The sequence below is a fragment of the Helicobacter pylori SA37A genome (assembly GCF_000476015.1).
In the GTDB taxonomy this organism is placed as follows: domain Bacteria; phylum Campylobacterota; class Campylobacteria; order Campylobacterales; family Helicobacteraceae; genus Helicobacter; species Helicobacter pylori_DB.
On sequence record NZ_CBOO010000025.1, the window covers coordinates 1 to 6,375 of the forward strand.

6 protein-coding genes and 1 pseudogene are annotated in these 6,375 nt (G+C 32.5%); 4 read left to right on the forward strand and 3 right to left on the reverse strand.

The features are described from left to right. The 3 genes and pseudogenes from QT76_RS07575 to QT76_RS07585 form a co-directional block, all read right to left on the reverse strand. Positions 1–391: pseudogene (locus tag QT76_RS07575) on the reverse strand (hypothetical protein); the annotation flags it as partial. Further along, positions 369–746 (reverse strand): hypothetical protein, encoded by a 378-nt coding sequence (locus QT76_RS07580; RefSeq protein WP_000365702.1) that lies wholly within the window; start codon positions 744–746, stop codon positions 369–371. The gene QT76_RS07580 and the pseudogene QT76_RS07575, both read right to left, overlap by 23 nt. A gap of 46 nt (positions 747–792) precedes the next feature. Next, a complete protein-coding gene (locus tag QT76_RS07585) occupies positions 793–1,461 on the reverse strand; it encodes a ParA family protein (protein ID WP_000150803.1) in 669 nt (222 codons plus the stop codon). 637 nt (positions 1,462–2,098) lie between these two features. Between QT76_RS07585 and QT76_RS08440 the strand changes: the two genes are divergently transcribed. From QT76_RS08440 to QT76_RS07600, 4 genes are all read left to right on the forward strand, one after another. Further along, positions 2,099–2,263 carry a hypothetical protein gene (locus QT76_RS08440; protein ID WP_000189763.1) on the forward strand — a complete coding sequence of 55 codons (165 nt, stop codon included), beginning with the start codon at positions 2,099–2,101 and terminating at the stop codon, positions 2,261–2,263. Then, positions 2,264–3,316 carry an ArdC family protein gene (locus QT76_RS07590; RefSeq protein WP_033617252.1) on the forward strand — a complete coding sequence of 351 codons (1,053 nt, stop codon included), beginning with the start codon at positions 2,264–2,266 and terminating at the stop codon, positions 3,314–3,316. Further along, complete coding sequence (locus QT76_RS07595; RefSeq protein ID WP_033617253.1) at positions 3,316–5,373, forward strand: hypothetical protein; 2,058 nt, start codon at positions 3,316–3,318, stop codon at positions 5,371–5,373. Before QT76_RS07590 ends, QT76_RS07595 begins: the two co-directional genes overlap by 1 nt. A gap of 9 nt (positions 5,374–5,382) precedes the next feature. Continuing rightward, on the forward strand, positions 5,383–6,375 hold a 993-nt coding region (locus tag QT76_RS07600; RefSeq protein WP_033617254.1), incomplete at its 3' end, for a hypothetical protein.

A 6,375-nucleotide genomic window follows, 5' to 3' on the forward strand; every position in this document is an offset into this window, starting at 1 on the left:
CTACACTTTCATTAAACACTTCTTCTACATCACTTTCTTTAATACCATTTAAAAATAGATAGTAATTAAAGAGCCTATCTTCTTTTTCTTCATTTAGCCATTCTAAATCATCTTCATATTCTTCTTCATCTATAGGCTTAAAATCACTAGGAATAGTGCTTTCATAATCAATAGGACTAAACTTACACATCAAGCGTGAAATAAGAATTTTAGGGGCATTCTCATTGCTTATCTTAGCAAACACCATATTGGCTAAGATATTAGCTAAGATTAACTTCTCTACTAAACTAGCTTGGCTGATTTCTTGTTCTAGTGTATCCTTAAACTTTAAAGGGGTGTCTTTATAGATTATCTTATGCGTAAAAAATTCATTCAAGTTCATTGTTTTCATTATTGCCCTTTTCTTTGTTTTGTAATCTTTCTAGTTGCTTTAAAAGCTTTTGCTCTTGGGTGTTTTTTCTGTGTTTTAAATGCCTAATAAGCGCTTCTTCAATAAAAGTGCTTCGTGTCTCTTTAAATGAGCCAAATTCTAGCAAAAATTCATCAAGTTCTTTTATCACACAAGGACTAAAGGCAATGTTAAAGCTCTTTTTCTTATCTTCATCTAACAAACTTTTTTTACGCCCCCTTTTTTTAGGGATTTTTACTTCCTTTGTGCTAGGCTCTTGTTTTAGGGGGGTATCTTGGGCTTGTTCTTCTTGTTCTTCAAACTTCTTTTCTAGCTCATCAATTTGTTGTAAATCCATACTTGTATGCTCCTTATTGTGTTTATTTTTGTGCTTTTTAACTCTTCTAAAACGCATGCCTTTTCTCTTTTTCTAAATGGCTTTTTAATTCGTTATAAAAATTAACCCACTCATTGATAGCCTTTTTATCGCTGTATTCTATGACCCCTAAGCCTTCGCTTACACTGCGCTTATAAACAATGCGCTCACTCAAAGAGCTTTCTAAAAGTGTAATCCTATCGCTAGGGTTATTTTCTTTAATAAACTCTATTAAGGCTTGTCTTTCTTTAAGGGTAGGAATAGTAGGCATTCTATTGATGACAATTAAGGCTCTTAGATTTTCATTAAGCTCTTGGAGTTGCTCAATTCTTTCTAGCATATTAGCTAAGACTTCAGTGTCTAATTGGCTAGGAGTTGTTGGCACTAGCACAATATCACTTAAAAGCATAGCTTTTTGGGTTTCTTTGCTGTATTCCCCCTTAGTATCAATAAGGATATTTTCATACTTAGATACCATTTGCTTTAAAGTATCGCTAAAGCCACTACTACGATTAAATAAGCTAAAAGTGGGGCGTTCTTTTTCAGCACGAATTGTAGCAAAAGTTTCCATAGACTTTTGGCTATCTGTATCTAAAACAACCACTTCTTTATTGTCTTTGAGTAATTGCACGGCTAAGTTTAAACAAAGCGTGCTTTTACCACTGCCACCCTTTTCATTAGCAATGCAAATGGTCATGTTATTTTCCTTATTTTAGTTGTTTTAAAAGTATATCACAATTATATAGATTTTGAATTAACTTTAAACAATTTGATTGTTTAAGATTGTTTATATAAACATAGTAAATAATTAAACTTAGTAAGGGATAATAAACTATGTTATTTAAAGAGTATTTAGTCTTTAATTTAATATTACAATGTTAAAAGAATTTATTCTTATTTAGCTTATATCATTAAACTATTAAGAAATTAAATTATCAATTAAATTTAAAGCATTTTAAGCGAACTTTCTCAAGAAATTCTAAGGTTTAATTTGTCTTTTTCATTTTTTAAAAAAAGTTTTTTTAAACATTAAAAAGGAGCAAAAAACTATCATTTTAGCTTAAGATTAGCTTAAATTTTAACTTTTTTTCATTAAATTTTTAGGTTTATTTACTTTTCATTTACTTTTAGATTAAGTTACGCATTTTAGGGGGTTGCATGGTTTGAGCCTAAAAAATGTGTGCGTACACACTTGTGTTTTTTGCTTAAAAATAGCTTAAAAAGTGGCATATGTGTACGCACACACTTTGAAAAAGTAAATAAGTCAAGACCTTGATTTCCTTGTAATTTTAATGGCATTCTAAAAAGATTTTTTAAAAACAAGGACAGAAAAAATGACACAAGATTTTTTAGAACTTAAAGAGGGAAAATACCCTATGAATGAATGGCAAATGATAGAGTTTATGCAAATGGGAGTAGAGCCTAAAAGCGAACAAGAAACAAAAATAGAGTTAGAACATTCCTTAGAAAATGAAGTCAATAAAAACAAGGAGCATTAAATGAAAGCGTGGAATGAAATGGATATTAAAGAGCAAAAAGAGGTTTTTGCTAGGTTTTTAGCGAGCGAAATTGCTAAAAGTTTAGAATCTGGATTAGAGTTTAAGCCAAATAATAGAGCTTATAATGGTAATGCTGGCAATGCCTATAATGGCTTAAATTCTCTTATTTTAGATGCCAAGCAACATGAGAATGGCTATGAGAGTAATGTTTGGGTAGGTTTAGATGATGTCTTAAAACTTGGGGCAAACCCTAAAGAAGTGGAGCATATTAAAAACAACACTAAGAGTAAAAATAATCCTAATGGCTTTTATGATAAGGCAAGTATTGCTTATATTAGAGATTATGAAATGCGCTATGTTAAAGCAAGAGATGAACAGGGCAATTTAATCCCCCTTAAAGACAAAGAGGGCAATCTTAAGCATTATTCTAATGGCGAAGTGATTTATGAGAATGAAAAAGTTCCTCAAAGAGACAAAGAGGGTAATATCAAGTATATGCAAGATGGCAAAACGCCCTTTTACGAATTTAAAAAAGAAAAGATAGACATAGAGCCGACTTTAGAGATTAAAAATCTCTACAATGTCAATGTTTTTCAAACGCTAGACAAAACTAAGCTTAAAGAATTAGACCCTAAAACTTTAAGAACACAATACATTAGCAATACTTTCTCTATGAATAATCAAAATTTGGTGATTTATGATTTATCCAAGCATTTGAATGAAAAGCAGTATAACAAAGTGCTAGATTATGTCAATCAATATGGGGCAACCCATCATGAAAAAAGAAAGCAACACAAAATCTATCAAGAACCACAGCAACAAATTGCACCTAATACAGACAACAATGCCAAAGAAAACAACACTAAAGAGCCAAACAACAATGAAATGAATATGGCAGAGTTTTCTAAAATGCTTGAAATGGCTCAAAACAATCCCCAAATGTTAGCGATGTTGCAACAAACTCTTAATAAAGGAGCAGAGCAACAAAAGTATGACCACTACTTTGCTAATGATGAAGTAGTGCTTACTCAATCTAAAGGCAGGGGCAGATAATGCAAGATTTTATCAATGGATTTTTAAAGGTGTGGAAAGCTTGGAGTGATGATGGAAAGGACGCTTTTTTAGAGAGTTTTTTAGATGAAGTTAAAAATTCTAAAAATGACCCCACCAATTTTTTAGGCATTTTAGAACAAGAAATCAAGTCTTTAAGCCAAGAGGGCTTAAAAGATGACATTTCTTTTATGCTAGAAGTCATTGAGAGCATGAAAAATGAAATCTCTAATACAAAAGACAATGAAAATGTAAGCGATTTTTTTAATGCGTTCCAACAAGAAATCAATGAAGAGCAATCTATCTCTAATAATAATCCAAGCGAGTTTGTAGAAAGTTTAGAAAAAGTGATTGTTGAGACACAAAATGCTAATAAACATGAGATACAAAATTCTAGCGAAAATGAAGTAGAGCTTACAGAAGAAAAAAGCTTTTTAGAAATGAGCGAAGATGAGTATTATGAATACCAACAAGAGCAATACATACAAATGAATGAAGATGATGGCATTGCACGAGTTAGTGCCAAGTTAGAACAACAAGAGCTTGAAAGAGAAGAGGCTGAGCTTGAAAGTAAGGCACTACAAGATTATGAAGAAAATCAAATTCAAAGAGCTGGAGAAATTAGTATTGCAGAGCATGAAAATAAGCTTGAAAAAGAAGAGCTAGAAAGATACGCCCTAGAGGGCGAAAATAAAGCCCTAGAGCAATATTATGAGAGCCAAAACCCTGATACTCTCTATGAGCAACAAGTTTTTCAAGAGCAAGAAAAAGAGCAAGAAAAAGAGCTTTTAAACCAGCAAGACTTAGAATTAGAGACATTAAGAGATAATAATACCAAGCAAGGTTTGGATAATGAAAATGCAACACTTTTAGAGAGTTTGCAAGTTATAAGAGATGAAACAAACGAAGTTATCACTTTTTTAAATCCTAATGAGCTTGAATTGCTAAGACCTACAGGAGAAAATACTACAAGTAAAATCGCTTCTATTGCTTTAGAAGAAAGCAATAAGCTTAATGAAAAAGAGCCTAACACACAAGAACAAGGCGAATACGCACAAAAAGAGCAAGAAAAGAAAACACCTAGCAATGATATAGACCTTAAAGACAAATACGCTAGTTTGCATAGTTTCTTTAAACAAACCGAGCTTGATATTAAGCAAAAACGCATTAAGACTAAGCTTGATTTTAAAGAGAGCTTTTTAAATTATGCTAAAAACCACATGAATGAAGATGAATTGAAAGTCTTATTAGTGGTAAGCCAAAAAGAGCCAACCAAGCTCACTAAAGAGCATATCAATTTGATTAAGGATTGCTTAGAACAAGCGCATGGTAATAAGCACATGCAAGATAAGGGCTTGCAATTAAGCGTTAAGTCTATCTTGGGACACCAATTAGAAAAAGAACACCACGAAGTCTTAAAAGATTATTTAGCTAAATCTAAAGATAGCTTAGAGCCTATGGATAATAGAGTGTATGAAGTGATGCGAAAGCATTTAGACAAGCAACAAGCAAAAACACTCAAAAATTTAGATAGCGCCACTCAAAGTGTGGGGGTAAATGCTATTAAAGAGCAAAATAAGGCTAATAAAAATTCAGAGCAACCTAAAAACTCACAAAATGAGCCAAGACAAGAGACTACTAGTGCTCAAACTAATAGCACCGCTACACAACAAGAAAACACAAAACAAAACCAAGCTATAGAGCAAAATGGCACTACTCAAGCAAAAGAGCCACAATCTAAGCAAGAGCCAAAGAAAACCTTGCATCCTGATGAACCATGGCTAGATTATGACCCTAAAGCTCACAAATGCTTACAAGAACGCCAAAAAGAAGAAATCCAAGAGAAAGCACAGAGTAATAACAGCGATGAGCCTTGGATAGAGCATGGCAAACGCATGCAAGAAAAAGCCAAAGCGCATTATCAAGCTTGTTTAGAAAGAGAAAAAGCTAAAGAATTAGCTAAAGAGCAAAATAACGCTCAAAAAGAAGTGAAAAAAGAAATACCAACTATAGATTATGGCTACACACAAAATACGCTCTCTAAGAGCAGAAGGCGTTAGGAAAATCCTATGAGTTATATCCCTAATCTCACTGCCTTGCCTTTGCATGAGATTTTATTAGATAATGGCTATGTTATCAACAAAAATAAGCATAGCAAGAATAACCCTTGCTTAAAGCATGAAAACGAAGAGGGAAGTTTAGTCATCTTTAAAAATCAAAATAAGGATGGCTCAATTAGTTACACCTACAAAGAAACTCATACCGATAAGGTCGGTAATATCATTACTTTTTGTAAGGATAGAAATATCAGCGTTGAAGACTTACTCGCTGGGAAGTTAGAAGGCTATCGCAATAAAAAAGATACTCTACAAGCAAGGGATAACTCTAGCGAAAATAACGAAGAAATTCAAAAAATCATCAATGAGTTTAAAAACCTTAAACCTTATGATTTACAAAACGCTACACTCATTAAAAAGCGTGGCATTGATACAAAGCTATTAGAACCTTATAAAGAGCATTTAAAAACGGACAATTTTAATAATCTTATCCTTGCTACCTATTTAGCTTTTGAGAATAAAAATCTTAATGTCATACCCATTCATCAGTGTGGGATTAACAAACGCCTAAATACTCCCTTAAGCACAGACAAAGAGGGCAACATAAGAGACAAACCCTTAAAATCTATCACACAAGGGAATAAGGGCATAGAAGTCTTATACCCTAATGACTTAAGCTTAGTTAAAAATGTCATTGTTACTGAAAATATCTTTGACAATTTAGCCTATTTAGAACTACAAGATTTAGACCCCAAAGAAAGCGTTTTAATTAGCACCGCTGGGCAATTTAACAAACAAAAATTAGAACTCTTTTTTAAAAGCTTTTTTAATCAATTACACAATAGACAACAAGGGGCATATAACAATTATCTAAGAGAAGAATCACAATGGCAAGAGTTAGTAAGGCAAGGCAGAGCTAATGATGATTTTAAGAGCGTAGTAATAGAAACCTATACAGACATTATTAAAAACTATCAAAGAGAAAAACATACCCCCATTTATAAT